Source organism: Desulfogranum marinum (assembly GCF_963675105.2).
GTDB lineage: Bacteria > Desulfobacterota > Desulfobulbia > Desulfobulbales > Desulfobulbaceae > Desulfogranum > Desulfogranum marinum.
Window position 1 is genome coordinate 224,356 of the sequence record NZ_CAXXRO010000005.1, and the last position, 18,081, is coordinate 242,436.

17 protein-coding genes are annotated in these 18,081 nt (G+C 46.7%); 1 reads left to right on the plus strand and 16 read right to left on the minus strand.

Features of this window, described 5'->3' with window-relative positions:
• Positions 1 to 65: 65 nt before the first annotated feature.
• From ACHZCY_RS21505 to ACHZCY_RS21580, 16 genes are all read right to left on the minus strand, one after another.
• Complete coding sequence (locus ACHZCY_RS21505) at positions 66 to 1,604, minus strand: aldehyde dehydrogenase family protein (RefSeq protein ID WP_319550360.1); 1,539 nt, start codon at positions 1,602 to 1,604, stop codon at positions 66 to 68.
• A 375-nt stretch (positions 1,605 to 1,979) separates the two neighbouring features.
• Positions 1,980 to 3,038: a TRAP transporter substrate-binding protein gene (locus ACHZCY_RS21510; RefSeq protein ID WP_319550361.1), complete on the minus strand. Its 1,059-nt coding sequence runs from the start codon at positions 3,036 to 3,038 to the stop codon at positions 1,980 to 1,982.
• A gap of 122 nt (positions 3,039 to 3,160) precedes the next feature.
• Positions 3,161 to 3,679, minus strand: coding sequence for a TRAP transporter small permease subunit (locus ACHZCY_RS21515; protein ID WP_205221236.1), 519 nt, complete (start codon positions 3,677 to 3,679; stop codon positions 3,161 to 3,163).
• Positions 3,680 to 3,728: 49 nt separating this feature from the next.
• A complete protein-coding gene (locus ACHZCY_RS21520; protein WP_205221235.1) occupies positions 3,729 to 5,036 on the minus strand; it encodes a TRAP transporter large permease in 1,308 nt (435 codons plus the stop codon).
• A 965-nt stretch (positions 5,037 to 6,001) separates the two neighbouring features.
• On the minus strand, positions 6,002 to 6,145 hold the full coding sequence (locus tag ACHZCY_RS21525) for a hypothetical protein (protein ID WP_319550362.1): 144 nt from the start codon (positions 6,143 to 6,145) through the stop codon (positions 6,002 to 6,004).
• A gap of 80 nt (positions 6,146 to 6,225) precedes the next feature.
• Positions 6,226 to 6,900: a GntR family transcriptional regulator gene (locus ACHZCY_RS21530; protein WP_319550363.1), complete on the minus strand. Its 675-nt coding sequence runs from the start codon at positions 6,898 to 6,900 to the stop codon at positions 6,226 to 6,228.
• A 125-nt stretch (positions 6,901 to 7,025) separates the two neighbouring features.
• Positions 7,026 to 8,138: an alanine dehydrogenase gene (gene ald / locus ACHZCY_RS21535; protein ID WP_205221233.1), complete on the minus strand. Its 1,113-nt coding sequence runs from the start codon at positions 8,136 to 8,138 to the stop codon at positions 7,026 to 7,028.
• 28 nt (positions 8,139 to 8,166) lie between these two features.
• A complete protein-coding gene (locus tag ACHZCY_RS21540) occupies positions 8,167 to 9,564 on the minus strand; it encodes an aminotransferase family protein (RefSeq protein ID WP_319550364.1) in 1,398 nt (465 codons plus the stop codon).
• A gap of 176 nt (positions 9,565 to 9,740) precedes the next feature.
• Complete coding sequence (xsc, locus tag ACHZCY_RS21545) at positions 9,741 to 11,519, minus strand: sulfoacetaldehyde acetyltransferase (protein ID WP_394713463.1); 1,779 nt, start codon at positions 11,517 to 11,519, stop codon at positions 9,741 to 9,743.
• Between the two features lie 420 nt (positions 11,520 to 11,939).
• A complete protein-coding gene (locus ACHZCY_RS21550) occupies positions 11,940 to 12,305 on the minus strand; it encodes a cupin domain-containing protein (RefSeq protein ID WP_205221231.1) in 366 nt (121 codons plus the stop codon).
• A gap of 98 nt (positions 12,306 to 12,403) precedes the next feature.
• Positions 12,404 to 13,522, minus strand: coding sequence for an NAD(P)/FAD-dependent oxidoreductase (locus ACHZCY_RS21555; RefSeq protein WP_319550366.1), 1,119 nt, complete (start codon positions 13,520 to 13,522; stop codon positions 12,404 to 12,406).
• Positions 13,512 to 14,921, minus strand: coding sequence for an NAD(P)/FAD-dependent oxidoreductase (locus ACHZCY_RS21560; RefSeq protein ID WP_319550367.1), 1,410 nt, complete (start codon positions 14,919 to 14,921; stop codon positions 13,512 to 13,514). The genes ACHZCY_RS21555 and ACHZCY_RS21560 overlap by 11 nt, the downstream gene beginning before the upstream one ends.
• Positions 14,918 to 15,235 (minus strand): (2Fe-2S)-binding protein, encoded by a 318-nt coding sequence (locus ACHZCY_RS21565; protein WP_319550368.1) that lies wholly within the window; start codon positions 15,233 to 15,235, stop codon positions 14,918 to 14,920. The genes ACHZCY_RS21560 and ACHZCY_RS21565 overlap by 4 nt, the downstream gene beginning before the upstream one ends.
• Positions 15,236 to 15,422: 187 nt before the next feature.
• Positions 15,423 to 16,538, minus strand: coding sequence for a tyramine oxidase subunit B (locus ACHZCY_RS21570; RefSeq protein WP_205221227.1), 1,116 nt, complete (start codon positions 16,536 to 16,538; stop codon positions 15,423 to 15,425).
• A 144-nt stretch (positions 16,539 to 16,682) separates the two neighbouring features.
• Positions 16,683 to 16,874, minus strand: coding sequence for a hypothetical protein (locus ACHZCY_RS21575; protein ID WP_319550369.1), 192 nt, complete (start codon positions 16,872 to 16,874; stop codon positions 16,683 to 16,685).
• A 2-nt stretch (positions 16,875 to 16,876) separates the two neighbouring features.
• Positions 16,877 to 17,038: a hypothetical protein gene (locus ACHZCY_RS21580; RefSeq protein ID WP_319550370.1), complete on the minus strand. Its 162-nt coding sequence runs from the start codon at positions 17,036 to 17,038 to the stop codon at positions 16,877 to 16,879.
• A gap of 578 nt (positions 17,039 to 17,616) precedes the next feature.
• On the opposite strand from ACHZCY_RS21580, the gene ACHZCY_RS21585 reads away from it, so the two are divergent.
• On the plus strand, positions 17,617 to 17,958 hold the full coding sequence (locus ACHZCY_RS21585) for a hypothetical protein (RefSeq protein ID WP_319550371.1): 342 nt from the start codon (positions 17,617 to 17,619) through the stop codon (positions 17,956 to 17,958).
• The last annotated feature ends 123 nt before the right edge of the window (positions 17,959 to 18,081 follow it).

Consider the following 18,081-nt stretch of genomic DNA (forward strand, 5'->3'; position numbering starts at 1 on the left):
TGTAATCGTTATGTAGTCAGTTTCCCCTGCCGGTTGTGCATTCCCGGCAGGGGAGGATGGCAACTTTACTGTGCTACGCAGCTGCGTACGGAAGTATCGCCAGCTATTTTTTCTCCATCTTCGTTTACTCCTTCAGGGGGAGTAACCCGGATAGTAGCGACCTTATTCTGGGTAAAGAAATCCAGTCCATCCTTACCTTGGACTTTATTGGTGCCAAGGTGGGAGTCTTTGATACCGCCAAATGGCAGGTAAGGATGCGGTGCACACACACCGACGTTAACCCCAACCATTCCGACATCCGCCTCAGCAATAAATTTTTCGGCGTAGTACTGGTTTTGGGTAAAAATACAGGCACCGTTACCAAAGTTTTGTTGCCGGATAAGCTGCAGGACATCATCGAGATCTTTGATTTTCATAATAGACACAACTGGACCAAAAATTTCTTCCTGCGCAATTCGTCTGCATGGGGTTACATCGGTGAAGATGGTAGGTCCGACAAAATAGCCGTTTTTATTTGCTTCCGGTAGCTCGGGATTACGACCATCGAGCACCAGTTTGGAACCCTGCTCAATGCCGATTTCGATATATTTTTCAATATTGGCCTTAGCCTTGGCAGATATAACCGGTCCCATGTAGACATCAGGGTTCATAGCATCGCCAAAGGTAACTTTTTTAGAGGCTTCAAGCACTCTTTCGATCAGCTCGTCATACACTTCCGGTACTGCGGCAACAATAGAGCCGGCAAGACAACGCTGACCGGCAGAGCCGTAACAGGAGTGAATAAAGTTATCAATAAATACATCCCAGTTCACATCTTCCATGGCAACCAGGTAGTTCTTGGCCCCACCAAGCAGCATACTTCTTTTTCCACCTCGGCCGCATGCTTCTGCCATGGCTTTTGCAGTAGGAGTGGAACCTACCAGACAGACCCCACTCATTTTTGGATGTTCATACCAGGTGCCGGGTACAGATCGATTGCCGTGCACAATATTGACCACACCTTTGGGCAATCCTACTTCATTAAAAATTTCCCCCATTTGTTGCATAAACATGGGGGATTGGGTGGATGGCTTGTAGATAAAGGTATTGCCGACCCCAATGGCATAGGGGATAAACCAGCCAAAGACGAGGGCTGGAAAGTTAAAAGGAGCTACCCCTCCGAACACGCCAAGCGGCTGCTTGACAACCCGACCATTAATATTATTGGCAATGCCATCCAGGGTCTCACCTTGAATAAGGGAAGGAATTGTACAGGCTGCCTCAAATATTTCTACAACACGCCTAACCTCACCTCTTGCTTCAGAAATGTGCTTGGCCTGATCAACGGCAATAGATACGGCAAGGTCTTCCTCATGATCAATCATTGCCTGACGAATTGCATACAAAAAACCCATGCGTTTGCTGATGGGAAGTTTCCGCCAACTTCCATAGGCATCAAAGGCTGCATCAACAGCAGCAAGAGATGTTTTTTCAGAGCTCTGCGGGACTTCACCAATTAATTCGCCGGTGGAAGGATTGTAGAGCGGAACATGCTCAACGCCGGTTTCTTCTATCCATTCACCGTTAATATAATTTTTGATTTTGGGAACGCTTTGATTGGTCATGACCATTAACTCCTGTTAACGATTTGGTTGAATTTGCACCAATGGCTGTGTGCAGTTGATTGTATTTTTCAGGTTCTTGGTGGAGCATCCTGTGGTTTGTTCTGGATCAGCAAAGATAAGCTATCTTGAATTCTAGTATACTAATATATTAGTTGTAATAGAGAGTCAACTTCTTTCTCTACCAATTCAGCCTGCTTCACTTTTTTTGAAAGAGCAGGGCAAAAGCGTAACTGTAGAGGATGCGCGTTGTAGAAAGACTGTTTGGTGGGGCCCGAAAATGTCTGAAAATGGATAAAGAAAGGCGTGCCACTCACCTAATATATGAGGAGTGACACGCCTTAAAGTCTAACTAAGCAACAATATCAATGGTGAAAATTATTCCAATTCACCAATGTCCTTTAAAAATTCTGTCCAAAGCTCAACACCCTTTTTGTTGCCTTCAGACTTGGCAGCAACTTGAGGCCATACTTTTTCAATAGAGACCTGGCGAATACGCTTTACTTCCTCTTCTGGGAGATGGATAACTTCGCCGCCTGCTTCGGTAAGCACTTGAAGTGCATGGGTTACTCCCTGTGCATGCAGTCGGCTGGTCTCAAAGTAAGTGGATTCGAATATTTCATTGATTTGATCACGCTGCCATTGGTTAAGAGCATTCCATTGATCAAGGTTTACGTAAATTTCCTGATGCTGGGAAGGGCACCAACCAGGCATTACTGCGTACTTGATTACTTCCTGGAAAGCCATATCATCGATTCCACCGGTATCCCAATAGGTGCCGTCGATGGTGCCGAGTTTGATAGCGGTATAGATATCACCAGCGTTTAAAGATACAGGAGAACCACCCATTGCCTGGTGGAACAGTGCCTGTGGCCCGCCGGCTCTCATTTTTTTACCTTGGAAATCTTCCATCTTGGCTACAGGGTAAGTGGTAAATGCTGCATTTGGTCCCTGGCTTGTCCAACCAACCCACTGCAGGTTACGATCATTAGCTGCTTTTTGGATGATGTCACCAATGCGATACTTTGGATCGCCCCACATGGCGGCCCAGGCATCACGGTAGTTGTTTGCGCCCATAGCCATACCAAAGGCGAGGAAGCCTTCAGGCATATCTCCACCATAAACGGTTGCCCAACCAGCATAACCATCAACCATGCCGGCTGCAGTCGCTGCAAATGCTTCAGAACCGGAGGTAATTGCCCCAGCAGGCTCCAGCTTGATTTTAACAGTACCTTTGGTAGCTTCTTCAACTGCTTTTACCCAAGGCACAAGTCCGCTTCCCCAACCTGCATCAGAAGAGTCAAAACAGGGTTGGAATACCCATTTTGTAACTTTCTTTGGAGGGCCGTAATCAGCACCCTTAGCCAATGCAAGGCCAGGCGCAACCAAACTGACGGCGAACAAACCAGCAACTAAACCATTTGTGATTTTTTTCATTGTGTTCTCCTATAATGTCTCTTTTGTTTGTAATGGGTGTATTGAGAATTAAACCTATAATTCTACCAAACAAACATCTCCTACCAATTAACTGAAGAGGTACGTTACATCAGTTAAATCTGCTATTTTTTATCCTGTTCATCCGAAGATGTCAGGGTGATGATATCATTGATTAGCTTTTTGATAACAACAAGCAATACTATGCAACCGGCAATTGGGATAAATGCTTTGATCGGATAGATGGGGATAGGTACTCCGGTCGGGGTGACCTGTTTGAACTTAATGGAGAGCATTGCCGCAGCATACCCTTTCCATATGAGGACGTATAAAAAGAGGAACGTATACCCAACCGTCAGTATGTCGCAGACTGCTTTTTTCTTTTTGGAAAAATTTGCATAAAACAGATCAAGCTTAACAAAGGCATTATGGTTGAGAGCATAGGCTCCACCAACACACGCCATCAGCACCATGGCTGCCTGAATAGTTGTTCCGATCCAAAGTGATGGTTTGTTCATAACGTAACGAAGAAAAACGTCAGTCACACCAAAAACCATACAGTAGAGGACCAGGATCCAGCCGATCCTGCCCATAAGTTCGACTAGTAAATCAATAGCTTTTTCTATTATCTTCCATAATTTCATTAGTATTCTCCCTGATTGGATCTTTGTTGTAGATTTCTATGATCGTCGTTTAATTCATCAGGCTTGGAAGCCATAACGCGATCTGTGGGAAAATGTAAACCAATGCCAAACCAAGTACCTGCAGGCAAATGAACGGCCAAACAGATTTATATACATCGCCCATGCTGACATCCGGTGGCAGGATACTCTTGATCCAGAACAGAACAAATCCAAAGGGAGGAGTAAGGTAGGCAATCTGGATGTTAACGATAAAGAGAACACCAAACCAGAGTTTGTCGATACCCAGTTCATTAATAATGGGGATGTAGAGAGGAGTACAGAGCATGATGATTGCCCAGTCATCCATAACCATGCCAAGCAGCAGGATAATAAACATCATCATCAGCAGGATGCCGTTTTCGCCACCAGGCATACCAAGAACCATGGAAGTTACCAATTCCTGGCACCCCAAGGAGTTGAAGACGTTGAGATAAACATTTGCACCGATCAGAATCCACAGACCCATGCCGGAAAGTTTGAGGGTTGTTTCCAGGGAATCTTTAAATACTTTCCATGTGAGTTTGCCATAAACAGCGTTGATAAGACAAGAACCGGTGGCTCCGAATGCGGCAGCTTCTGCAGGGGTGGCGATTCCGCCCCAAATAGCACCAAGGACGATGATAACCAAGAGCACGAATGGCCAAATAGCGACAACAGCCTGTATTTTTTCACCGACAGTAAATTTTTCATCTTCTGGGATTGCAGGGCCCATATGAGGTTGGATTTTACAACGTACACCAATGTAGATGATGTAAAAGGTCGCCAACATCAAACCAGGAAGGACGCCCCCAAGAAACAGGCCGCCGATGGATACTTTTGCAAGCAGCCCGTAGAAAATAAAAGGAACACTGGGTGGGATGAGCGCACCTAGCGCACCGCCGGCACCAATGGAACCGATGGCAATGTTTCGTTTGTATTTGTACTTCATCATCGACGGGTAGGCGATTTGGCCCATGGTGATCGTCGCTGGCGGGGTAATACCGGTGATGGCTGCAAAAATAGTACACACCATAACCGTTCCCATGGCAAGGCCGCCATGGATGTGACCGATTAGCTTATACACCGCATCATATGCGGCTTCTGCGATTCCGGAAAATCGAATAAGGCTCCCCATGAATAAAAATAATGGAACCGTCACAAGTACATGGTTCCATGGAGTGTAGTAAAAAGCACTGGGGATAGCTAACAGAGCACGCGGCTCAAAAAAGAACGCGAAAGCAACCGCTGTGCCTCCCAATCCCAGGGCAACTGGTAGCCCTAAAAAGAGCCCGATAAACAGGCAACCAAAGTATAATAGGGTGATTAATTCAATACTCATCGTTTCTCCTTGTTTCTCCTCGTTAACTCCATTTGGTTTCCTGCTCTAACTCACGGCGCTGTGAGTAGTTTCTATTTCTAGTGCTCAGCACTTATGTCTGTCTTTCAATGGTACAACCTTAAGCCTGCTAAACAAAAAGACACGTGAGTTTTCCTCAGCAACGATGCTGACGGAACAATTTTTTGTTTTGGGCTGAAAGCCAATAGGAAAGGGGCAAATAGGATAAGCATCGAACATCAGTTCGTTGCAATGTGGTTTGATAATATTTGTTGAGACTGGGCTGTGGGTAACCAACATAAAAGGCGCAACTCAGTAAGGTCTTACTTTCTCTTTTTAACAAAAAAAGTGACTTTTTCTGCGTATTTTCACTCAAGTATTTCTTGACTTTTGAACATAAAAAAAACGGTATCTATGTTTCTGATATAGTGTTTGTTTATGTATCAATTATGCTCATGAAGAAGTCTAATGTATTAGATATCTAGTACAATGTATCACGAGGTGTCAAGTATTTTCTTCGTGTTTGAGAGGGCTTTCAGCCTGTCTTCTCGAAATCAGAAATAACTATTTTATCGATAAAGATAGAACCAGTGGATATTAATAGAAAAGTTGATAATGGATCTTGTTTGCATGGAAAAAGACCGCCAAAAAAAGATCATAAGCAGTGGAAACAAGGTGAGATTAATTGGCAATGGTAAGGGGAGGGGAAGTAGAGCGGGATATCGAATTGTACCACCTCTGAGCATCTATTTTCTACAAATAACTCTATATGGCGGAAAACGAGAGGAGATACTGGCTGCTTAAAAGCCATTAAAAAAGGCAACTACTCAGCAGCATACATGGAGTCAGTGCATACCTCTGTGCAGCGATGGGGTAGGAAACCAACACATTAGTATAGGTACCAGCCTGCTTGTACGGATCGTGGTTAAGGCAAGGTTATTTGTTGCTGGCTGAGTAGGTAGGAAGATCTATGTAAAGGTGAAGAGTATAGCTGGGATTTCGGAATAGAAATCCACCATGTTGATAATGAAAAAAATAGAGGCCACTGGGAGGGTATTTTGATCCTGTCCCGGAATGGCATTGAGTAGGATTAAGGCTATACTCTCCTTCATCTATTCTCTGTATGATGAAGAAGGGAAAGTACTACTATTGTAATGCTGTGTAGTGAGGCTTTGAATAAAGAGAAACCGCCTTAGGGTGCCATCTCGATGTTCTTTTTATAAAAGGCATAAATGAAGTCTTTTTGATACTCATATGACCAGTGCTTATCCCTCAGGATTGAGCCTGCCTCCTTGCCGTTTCCTTTTTTCAGTTGCTCGATAAACTGTCTGTGTTCTTCACAGTTTCGCATCTCCCATTCAGGAATAAAATTGTGGCGGGGAAAATCGTATAAGCGGTGTTTGATAGGGAGAATGAATTTTTGCAGCAGCTCGTTGTCGGAACTGTCAACATAGACGCTATGAAATTCAAGGTTTGTTTCAAAGATCCTGGAAAAATCGTTGTTTTGGATATCTTTGATCATGATCTCATTGAGTTTTTGCAACTCCTGAATGTGAGATGAGGTAATGTGCTCAATCCCTTTTTCAACAATGAAAGCTTCAATGAGGCCGACTGCCTCGTAGGCATTTTTGACGTCGCTTATTTTGAGTTCGTTGACCAATACCCCACGCCTTGGGATAATGGTGACAAAGCCCTCGAGTTCAAGATGAATCAACGCATCGCGAAGCGGGGTTTTGCTGATACCAAGTTCAGAGGCGATTTCTCCGATATTAATGGTTGAGCCAGGGGTAAGGTTTCCATTAATCATCTCTGTACGTAAATAGGCGTAGACTTGTTCACTCAGAGACGAAAATTTTAATGCACCCATAGCTTTTTCCTTTCTAATCAATTCAAAAGTTATACTTCCCTGCCAGCAAAAATCCATATCCTACAACACTGTAAGATGATGTCAAGTGACAGGAAAGTATAAAATATCACAACTTCAGAGGTGTTTTACAGAAATTTGTCAACCGGGGTGTACTCCAGGTCAAAGGCCTCAGCAACTGCCTTAAAGGTAACTGCACCTTTAATGACGTTCGCACCTAATTTGATTTCATTGTTTTCCTGCATTGCTGCTTTCCAACCCTTGTTAGCAATCTCGATTGCGTAAGGGAGGGTTGCATTGGTCAATGCACGGGTGGAGGTTCTGGCAACCGCACCAGGCATGTTGGCAACACAGTAGTGGATAACGCCGTCAACAACAAAGGTAGGTTCATCGTGGGTGGTTGCTTTTGAGGTCTCAAAACATCCGCCTTGGTCGATAGCAACATCAACGATAACAGAACCGTCTTTCATATCCTTGAGCATATCTCTGGTGAGTAGTTTGGGAGCTTTCGCACCAGCTACCAAAACAGCACCAATAACAACATCCGCATCCTTGAGCAGCTTGCGCAGGGTTACTTCGTCAGACATGACAGGGAAGCAGTTGGCAGGCATTATATCGTCAAGATAGGCAAGTCTTTCCAGATTGCGGTCGAGGATGTACACTTTAGCACCGAGACCACATGCCATTTTCGCAGCGTTCATACCGACAACACCGCCGCCGATAACAACCACGGTTCCCGGCTCAACACCGGTTACTCCGCCGAGCAGGATACCGCGCCCGCCCTGTGGCATTTCGATGAATTTGGCAGCTTCCTGGGTTGCCATGCGACCCGCAACTTCACTCATCGGAACCAGCAAAGGCAGAGAGCCGTTGTCTTTTTCAATGGTTTCATAGGCTATGGCAATGGATTTAGACTTGACCAGTGCATTTGTCTGCGGCTCATCTGCTGCAAGATGCAGGTAGGTGAAAACGATCTGGTCTTCACGAATCATGTCATATTCAGAAGGCTGTGGTTCCTTCACATGCATAACCATGTCAGACTTGGCATAGATTTCTGCAGGGGTTTCAACAATGGTAGCACCTGCTGTTACATACTCAGCATCGGGGTATCCTGCACCAAGTCCGGCATCTTTTTCAACCAGCACTTCATGACCATTGCGAACCATCTCAATGACCCCACCAGGTAACATGCTGACCCTTTTTTCCGCAATTTTTATTTCTTTTAATATACCGACGATCATTGTTTGATCTCCACTCAATTAGTAGTAGTTAAAAAGTTTTTTCTATGGCAGCCGCTACCGCGCCTACTATTGTATCAACCTGCTCCTTGGTGATAATCAGACATGGAGCAAAATTCATGATATTGTTTAGGCCATGGAAGCTGGAATTGGTACGACCGACAATAACCCCCTGGCCCAGAACATTACCCATCAGGGTAGCCATCTGGCCTTCGGTGATAGGTGCTTTGGTTGCCTGGTCGGTAACAAATTCAACACCGCCAAAAAGTCCCTGGCCGCGGACGTCACCAACAACATCATATTTTTTCAGCTCTTCCAGTTTTTCGAGGAGGTATTCGCCTATAACCCGACTGTTTTCAACCAGGTTTTCATCATCAATGATTCTAGTACTTTCAAGAGCAGCTGTCATTGCAGAAGTGCAGCCACCATAGGTACTGATGTCGCGGAAGTAGTTCAGGCGGTCGTTTTCGTCAGTAGGATCATTGAGGAAAACATCGTATACATGTTGCTTAACAACTGTTGCGGACAGTGCTTCGTAGGAGCTTGCCAAGCCTTTAGCCATGGTGATAATGTCCGGGTCTACGTCAAAATGCTCATGTCCCCAGAACTTACCGGTACGACCAAAGCCACAAACTACCTCATCCATAATCATCCAGATATCGTATTTCTTGCAGATTTCCTGAAGGATTGGATAGTATTCTTTGACAGGCTTGAGGATGCCACCGCCTGCGGTGATCGGCTCAACAATCAAGCCTCCGATGGTGTCAGCACCTTCCTTGAGGATAACGTCCTCTACTTTTCGTGCACACTCGATGTCACATTCACCGTATTTTTTGTCATAGGGGCAGCGGTAGCATGCACAATGAGGGAATTCGACAAAGCCTTCAACAAAAGGACCAAAATCCTGTTTACGCTGAGCTTGCCCGGTAGCGCTCATTGCACCAATGGTGGTGCCATGGTAGTCTCGATCACGGTACATTATCTTGTACTTACCTTTGCGCTCAGGGCTGATGCGCGAAGCCTGACGAACAATCTTAAATGCTTTTTCGTTTGCCTCTGAACCTGAATTGGAGAAGTAGACCTTGTCCATCCTAGGGAGTTTTTCAAGCAGGGTCTGGGCAAATTTAATGGAAGGAATGTTGCCGAACACGCCGGCAAAGTAAGGCATTTTTTTCAGTTGAGCACAAACGGCATCAGCAATGGAATCACGGCCGTATCCGACCATAACACTCCAAACACCTCCAGAGGTTGCATCGAGATATTCCTTGCCGCGAATATCTTTTACCATCAGGCCCTGGCCTTCGACGATAATCATCTGTTCCTGGCTTTCAAATACTTTGTGCGGCTTCAGGTGATGCCAGAGAGCATCTTTATCAGCCTTTACCATTTCTTCAGTATCGTATTCCAACCAATCTTTTGATGTTACCATGGGGTCTCCTCCCTAGTATATGAATAAGGGATGCTTTTATAAGAAAGTGTGAGTTAAATTACCTGTTATGTAAAAAGGCACTGCCAGAAAAATATGTGGTTTTGTTGTCAACCGATATCAGCCGGCAAGTGCCTTTTCTGCATAAAGGTTTATTTAATTATTAAATAAACCAGGACTTATGCTCCCTGCTGAGGGCACATGTCAGCTTTGTCAATGCCTGCAACTGCAACAGGTTTTTTCATGGCGTCACGGCGGAAAGGTTCGCCCAATTCCATGTTGGTCAGAATTTCGATGAAAGTGGTTTTTCCTTCTTCCATCTGCGCCTTGACGGCAGCTTTCAATGCTTTGGTAACTTCTTCCATGCTTTTAACCTGTACGCCTTCAACGCCACATGCCTTAGCAATACCGGCGTAAGATACGTTGCGGTCCAACTCGGTGCCTACGAAGTTGTCATCATACCAGAGAGTTGTGTTACGCTTTTCCGCACCCCAGTGGTAGTTACGGAAAATAACCATGGTAACTGCCGGCCAGGAATCACGGCCACAGGAAACCATTTCGTTCATGGAGATACCGAATGCACCATCGCCGGCAAAACCAACGACAGGAACGTCAGGCTTAGCTATCTTAGCACCACAGATGGCCGGGAAACCGTAACCACAAGGTCCGAACATGCCGGGAGCAAGGTATTTGCGACCTTCTTCAAAAGTAGGGTAGGCAGCACCAAGAGCACAGCTGTTGCCGATATCACCGGAGATAATAGCGTTTTCAGGAAGTGCTTCAACGATTGCACGCCATGCCATGCGAGAGGTGATTTTGTCTGGATCAGCTTTTTGAGCACGTGCGTTCCAGGTGGTTCCCTCATCATCAGCTTCGTGATCCATGGTTGCGAGGTCTGCAGCCCAGTCCGCTTTGGTTTTGGCGATGACAGCTTTTCTTTGTTCGCGGTCTGCGTCACCAGCGGTAGCGGAAAGCTGTCCGAGAATCGACTGTGCAACTTTCTTGGCGTCACCAACAATGCCGACAGCCAGCTTTTTGGTCAGACCGATGCGGTTAGGATTGATGTCCACCTGAATTACTTCTGCATTTTCAGGCCAGTACTCGAGACCGTATCCAGGAAGGGTAGAAAATGGGTTGAGGCGGGTTCCGAGAGCGAGAACAACGTCAGCCTTGGAGATCAATTCCATGGCAGCGCGAGATCCGTTGTAACCCAGAGTTCCGGTGTGCAGAGGATGGCTTCCCGGGAAGGCATCGTTGTGCTGATAACCGCAACACACAGCAGCATCAAGTTTTTCAGCCAGTGCTTTGGAGTCATCGATAGCACCACCGATAACGACGCCGCCGCCGTTAAGGATAACTGGGAATTTAGCGTTGGAGAGCAGATCCGCTGCCTTGGCAATGGCATCGGCACCACCTGCCGGCAGCTCAAAGTCAACGATAACAGGCAGTTCAATCTCAATTTCCTGGGTCCAGAAGTCACGGGGTACGTTGATCTGTGCAGGAGCTGAGGCACGTTTAGCCTGAATGATTACACGGTTGAGTACTTCAGCGATACGCGAAGGGTGAAGTACTTCTTCCTGGTAAGCAACCATATCTTCGAAAGCAGCCATCTGGGGAACTTCCTGGAAACCGCCCTGTCCCATAGCCATATTCGCAGCCTGAGGAGTTACAAGCAGCAGTGGGGTATGGTTCCAGTAAGCGGTTTTTACTGGAGTTACAAAGTTAGTGATACCAGGACCATTCTGCGCAATCATCATGGACATTTTTCCGGATGCGCGAGTGTAACCATCAGACATCATACCTGCGTTACCTTCATGCGCACAGTCCCAGAACGTGATTCCAGCTTTGGGGAAAAGGTCTGAAACAGGCATCATTGCAGATCCGATGATACCGAACGCGTGCTCAATTCCGTGCATCTGGAGAACCTTGATGAACGCCTCTTCTGTGGTCATCTTGATTTTAGCCATTGGAAAACCTCCGTTGTATATTTGCTTACCCTGATTTTACAGGGGCAGAGACCTGCCTTTTTGAGCAGGTTGTTAATGAATAACCATACGATCTGATATATCACACACCAGATATCTGTCAAGGGAATTTTATATATTCTCCTTCTTTTTGTGATAAAAAAACGGCAGTAAGGCGACCGGCAACTAACTGGAACGAGGTGTTTCAATTATTTCAATGAGTTACGGCGGGAGCTTTAAGTCGATCGTGGAAGGATATTATTGCGAAAAAAAGGAGTCTTGTCAGAGAGAAAAAGTAGGGCAATTATCGCGGAGAACCTCAATGTGGTAGCGCTGCGATAAAAAAATAGGGGCAATACAACCTCGTTGGTTTTATTGCCCCTATACACTGCGTGAAGGGAGGTCTGAAGATACTTATTCCCCTTCCAGGTGGGCGGCGGAAACAAAAATCTTTTTGGCGTAGTCATCTACAACCCAGGTCACTGGTGTTCCCTTGGGCACTACAAAAGCATCACCGGCATTATAGACATGGGTTGGGCCGTCTTTTTCTATAACCTTGACACTGCCTTCAACAATATAGCAGAACTCAAGTTTGGGGTGGTTGTGTTCCCAGCTGCCTGCTGTACAATCCCAGATACCGGACTTAAAATTTCCTGAACTGTGCTCAAAGTAAGTCCAGTTGTTAGCGTGCGGCTCTCCAGTCTTAGGGTTAACTTTAGGTTGGGAGGTGTGCTTAAGAACCTCTGATTTTTCCAGGGTTACGATTTTACCATCTGCCATGCTTGTGCTCCTGTGTATATTGAGACCACTTGGCTGTTGTGATCATTTTTTATGAAATGTAATGTTCTGTGAGTATACGAATACAGGGTGGTACTGCTCTATGCTGCCTGTTCAAAACGGTCAGGTCGAAAATCATCCAACGGTAGTTCCGGTTCCCGGCCGAGAACAAGCTGTGACATAACTCTGCCCATCATCGGCGCAAGCTGGAACCCATGAGCGGAAAAGCCACAGACATGAAACAGACCTGAAACTTTTGTTGAGGCGCCTACAATGGGTACTTTATCTTTGAGGCAGCCCTCAAAAGCGGTCCAGCAACGAATCATTTGTGCACTGCGCAGGGCGGGAAGAACCTCTATCATGATTTTGGCAGCCTTGCTCATCTGCATAGGATCGATCCAGATTTTTTCTTTTTCCAGATCCAGCGGGGAGCGGTACCCGCCGCCAATGATGATGGTACCGTTTTCCGCGGCCATTAAACCAAGCAGGCGACCTGTCAGGCCAAGGGACGTACCGTTCATGATTCCAGGTACGCGGTCAGTGACCATCATGGTCGGTGCCGCTGCATAGACCGGTAATGGATCGCCAAGCATTTCCGAAAAACGACCAGCCCAGGCGCCTGTGCCGTTGACTAATGTTTCCCCTTCATATTGCTTGCCGGAACTTGTGCGGGCCTTAAACCCATTGGCCGTTTTCTGCACATCTATGACTCTTGTCTGTGAGAGGATGGTTACGCCTTCACGTTCTGCCGTCGCTGCATATGCCTTAGAAGTAAGCAGTGGATTGGCAAGGCCATCGGTGTAACAGGCAAGGCCACCGACAACATGCTCTGCAACATGAGGCGACATTCGTCGCACCTGTTCACGATCAACAAGGACTTCATGGTCATAGCCTAAACTGTTGAGCAGTGCCTGGCGTTTTTCCAGTACTGCCATATCTGCATCATTTTCAGCAAGGCGAAGACGAGGGGATACATGAAAACCGCAGTCGGATTGAACGGTTTGCTCATGATGATCCCACATGGCCCGCGCTGCAACAGCAAGTGGGATTTCTCTTACATCTCGCCCCTGGCATCTTACACCGCCGGAGTTATGACCGGAGGCGTGTCTGCCGGGTTCGTCTTTTTCAAAGAGAATGACGGATTTCTTTTTACGCGCAAGTTCAATAGCGGTGGCGCACCCCATGATGCCGCCACCTACAATAAGCACATCAGCTTTCATCGGTCTCCTCCAGTTGCGCATTGGCAAGTTCCTGCAGGCTCACAGGTTTAATCGGTGGTCTCATGCGTAGAGGTCTGGTTTCTTCAGCTGGAATGCCTGATCTTTCTGCAACCAACTCAAGTACGGCAGAACCGCACATTCGACCTTGACATGGGCCCATGCCGCAACGGATGATTGACTTGATTTCGTTGTGATCGGAAAATCCCTGGGCAACAATTTCTCTGATCCTTCCGGCAGTTACCCCTTCGCATCGACAAACGGTTGCCTCGTCAGGGATTGCAAACAGATCTTTTCTTGGCGCATAGAGGGCGTCGATGAAGGGGCGTGGCTGTAATTCTTTGTGCAGCTGTTCGCGAACCGGAGCAGCCTGCTGCTTATATTCACACTTGCTAAGCCGGTGCAGCTGTTTGGCAATGGCCATCGCTGTAAGTCTTCCTTTGTATTCAGCTGACTTCGCTCCATGGACAAAGGAGCCGTCGCCGGCAACAAAAACAGCCGGCAGGTTGCTTGCGCCATGCTCATTCACTTCAGGGTGCCAATAGCGTTGAACCGGGTTCCACGTGTGCTCGCAACCTATCTGGCGCAGCAGGGCTGTGTTGGGAATAATGCCTTCATGCACGAGCAGTGTGGAGGCTGCGAATTCCAGTTGTTTGTTTCCACAGGTGGCCTTGACACTTTGGAGTTGTTCGTTGCCGACGGCTTCTATGTTTTTCACGTTACGATACATTGGTACTTTGGCCTTTTTGGCAGCCAACTGCACCGCTGCAATCATTTTCACGCCTTTCATGAGATAGCCGAAACGACCAAGTGCCTGCGGCATATGTCTGGCCGAGGTGATGTATTGTTTGCTTGGCGTGGTGTCAAGAATAGCAGCGATGGGTGCATCAAGAGCAAAGAGATGCTCGGCAACCAGCCAAAGTAAGGGACCGCTGCCGGCGATGACCACAGGCTCTGTTGGAGCGAGGCTGGAATCCTTGAAAAGGTTGGACATACCGCCGCAGGTCATAACCCCGGGTAGGGTCCACCCTGGAAAAGGAACCGGCCGTTCCATCGCGCCGGTGCTTAAGACCAGGAACTGGGCTGTGAGTTTTTTCGAGCTCTTATTATGGGAAAGGAAAACTTCGCCATTGGGTTCTGCCTGCCAGACACGCGCTCGGGGCAGATAGTCCGGAGCTGCCTTTTCAAAGTTTTCTATAACCTTGAGCCCTTCTGTGTAATCTTCTCCAAGAACAGTTCGTTGGCGGGATGATGTCCTTGTTATGTTTCTGTAGATCTGTCCGCCAGGGGTGGCTTGCTCGTCAAGAAGCGCTACCTCCAACCCTTTGTTGGCCAGCTCTGCACTGCAGGCAAGACCCGCGGGGCCGGCGCCGATAATTATGGCATCATAGGAGTTTTTCATTTTTTCTCGTCTACCAGGGTATGCTGCCGTTTAACATGCATGCCTTCACGAACAGGTTCAAGACATGCCTGACGATTTTTTATGCCGTCTATTTCCACCAGACACTCAAAGCAGACCCCCATCAAGCAATAGGGGGCCCGTTTTTCCTGTTTGGCTGCAGAACGACAAAAATGATTGTCATCATGTCCCAGTAAGGCCGCTGCGACCGTAACCCCGGAAGGAACCTCACATGGTGCATCCTCAAAGTAAATCGTGACTGTGTCTGTCTCTGAGGGTAGGTTGTTCCAGGTAAATTTACTTTTACCGTTGCTCATCTGATACTCTTTTCCGTACTTAGGCATCAGGTAAAAATAACGTATACACCTTGCTTGCCCTTTTGCTTATTTTCTGTGTTGCAGCAAGCTGCGCTTTGAAAATAAACAAAATTGCGCTGCAATCCGCACAACGTTTGTTTACTTGTTGCTTTACTGGTTCGGCAGGGAGTATTTTCCCTACGATTTATTAAACGCGGTATGGCTCGTCCCACATAACAAGGTCTTGGCCCAAGCCTTTCTCCACAGCACTTTCGTACATGGCAGTTGCCCATGCGATATCCTGAAGGATCATGCCGTTTGAGATGAAGTATTTTCTCTTTGCGCTGTTTTTGTCGATGTCGGCCAGTCCTGCAGCAACTTTGCCCAGATCCTGAATCTCACTTTCTGCGATTTCTCCACTGTCAACGAGATTATGAAGTTGGCTGTGCGGGATGGCACGTTCATCTTCCGGCAGCATCATGCCTTCGATCTTGTAGGTCTTCTGCATTTCCCAGCAATCCGGAACGATATAAGCGCCGCGTAGGTAATCATCTTCGACGTTGGCACGTCCAGGCAACGTCAGTAGCGAACCTTCCTTGAGCCATTTTTCTTCAAACAGGGGAGTGTGGTCTCCGGAAATGGCAGAGGTGATGACATCCTGGCCTTTGACGGCATCTTCAAATGTGGAAACAGGAGAGACGTCGATGTTGAGTTTTTCGCTCATTTCTTCGCAAAAACGGTTGGCAGCGTCTGCGTTAATGTCAAATACAACAATTTTTTTCAGCGATGGCAGCGCTTTAGCAATGGCATCCGTACAGAATTTGCTAATCGGGCCTGCTGCAATGACACCTAAAGTTTCACTGTCGTCACGGGCAAGGTAACGTGCACTCAATCCTACCACAGCGCCGGTACGCATCCCGCTGAGGATATTGGCTTCCATGATGGCAAGAGGACGGGCTGTTTCCGGATCATTTAAGGTCATTGTCAGGATGGAGCGCGGGAGGCCATGATTTTTTGGGTTGTTTACATTGGACCCATACCACTTGTTGCCGCATATTTTAAAACGGCCACCAAGATAACCGGGCAGAGACATGAATCTTTGGTCTGGTCCTCCTTTAGGCATACCTTCAAATGCAGGTTCTTTTGGAAACCATACACGCTGGCCGTGAGAGTTACGGGTAGAGCCGCCCATGACATAGTCGCCTTTGCCGAGCAGAGCGAAAGCTTCATCCATCATATCGATGCAGTAACTCATGTCGGTGACACCCGCTGCAATCATGTCTTGTTGGGAGAGAAATTTAAGGACAAGTTTTGAAGAAGACATTTGAACCTCATGTAGGAATACAATGAATAGATAATGTAAAAGATGTGAAATGTATCGGACAAGATATATCACACATCAGACACCTGTCAAGGGATTTTCACTCTTTTGCATATCTGATGTCTGGAATGGTACGGGGGAGCAGTATCAACGATCCAGGGCGTTATTGTCTGCAATTTTCAGATAGTACAGTGGTGAGAGTGATTTTATTTCAAAAAGGGTGCTTTCTCTGATATTGGGAGATTTTTCAGCCGTGCTCCAAATGCTCACAAGCTGACCGATTGGCTGTAGATCGGTATGCCTGGCGGGCAGATCGTGGAGAGCTGGGTGCTGCTGCATAGTTACGATACCTGTTGAATGTGCAGAGAGAGAGGAGGGAGGCTGCCCTGCCGAGAGGAGGTGAGCAGGGCAGCCTTTTGGAGAATGACTACATCGTGTGAAATGGTGGCCATTACCGCTAAGGGGGTAGGTGCGATAATGACCTTGTGCCTTTGTTTAAGCATGATGTGTGCCAAAATATGGGTTGGTGTTTTTTTTGTTGGGCTGAATAATGATTAGCCCATATTGCTTCTCTGGGCTGATGATGCAGGATTCAACGTTTTTGCTGGCAAAGAGGAACGAGGTAGGCTTCGGGCAAGCGCAGAGTCCGGGTAAGCGCAGACTCTGATAGTAGACTATTTTTACGGCCAAAAGAGTGAAGAAGGTGGCACTGGATGCTGGGTTGAGGTGAGCATTTTGTCAATTTTTGATTTGGTTGGTCTTAACGCTATCCAAAGACAGTATTCATATTTTTAAATAATAATATAATGTCATGAGGTACTCGGACTAGAATCTTGTAACCTCTCTTTCGGGCACGGATGGTGTCGGCTCAGTGTGAACTTGCCGACAATATTGTAGATTGATTGTCATTATAGCTACGTTATCGTAGCTGTGATTTTATTGATGGTTGCTTGATTCGTGAGCTGTGGAAGGTATAATACTTGTATTATTGAATATGGAGAGATGGGATACCTGTCTCTTAAAGAGTTTCTTTTTTTGAGTGAGGTGGAGCGTGTCATTGGGTTCAATCACAGAGGGTTTCATGGAAGCCATTGGTTCCGGTTCTGAAAAGATCGGGGCTTTGTTGGAGAAAACACATTTACCGGAACAGATAAGTGAAGTGGATTTCGCCGGTTTGTTTACAAATCCATGGTTCCTCGTCCCCTTTATTGCATTGGTTGCTTATATGATTTATAAACAGTCTTTTCGCGATTTAACGATCATGGGCTTGCTGATGGGCGCCTGGTATGCTTCGGGGACCCATTATATGCAGACTTTGGTGGTTGGAGATGAATTACAGATGAACAAAGTGCTGCCGGTACTCTTTGGGGGTGCAGGCGTTTTAGGCTTTATTATATATCTTTTGTTTGGTCGGTCAGACTGAACGTTTCCAATCAATTAAAATGTAACTATTCAGCCAAGATCTACAAACTGACAATCTACCCCGAACTGTAATTGTTCAGCCGTGCTCCAAATATTCATAAGCTGACCGATCAACCAAATAAGT